Origin of the sequence: Gemella sp. 27098_8_149 (assembly GCF_041433745.1) — a bacterium.
In the GTDB taxonomy this organism is placed as follows: Bacteria; Bacillota; Bacilli; order Staphylococcales; family Gemellaceae; genus Gemella.
Window position 1 is genome coordinate 1 of the sequence record NZ_JAPWCB010000043.1, and the last position, 514, is coordinate 514.

General features: G+C 27.0%; 1 pseudogene. It reads left to right on the plus strand.

From position 1 onward, the window contains the following. Window positions 1–226 precede the first annotated feature (226 nt). A pseudogene (locus O3801_RS08515) lies at window positions 227–514 on the plus strand (hypothetical protein); the annotation flags it as partial.

The window sequence follows — 514 nt, forward strand, 5'->3', positions numbered from 1 at the left end:
GCTCAAACTATAAAAATTCAAGAGAAGATATTGACGAATTAGGAAAAACATTAAAACAAACCTTTGGAAAAACAGTAAGATATAATTTTTGATAAAAAATATAAAAACATTAGAACGTTAAGAGAATATCTAAAAATAACGAATAGAGGGTATTTCAAAAATTTCTAAAGAAAACAAAAAGTATAATTATAGAAAATCTAAATAATTAAGGACATGAAGGAAAGTTATGAGAAAGAGTTATTTAAGAGGAACATGGTTAATACTATTCTGGGCAATATTGTTTGTTTTGTTTAGTATCGCATCGACCATAAGACTATATGAAGATAGAACGAAATCAGCAGAAGTGCAGTATAAAGAAGGAAATCAATTCCAAGAATCTAGTGGTTATACTTTTATTAAGGTAGAAGCCCTTGAAGAGTTAGATATTACTGATGATAGTCTAAAAGATAATCAAAAATTTTATATGCTTCAGCATGAACATGGATTTGTAATGTTAAAAGCTTCTAAGGAAGAT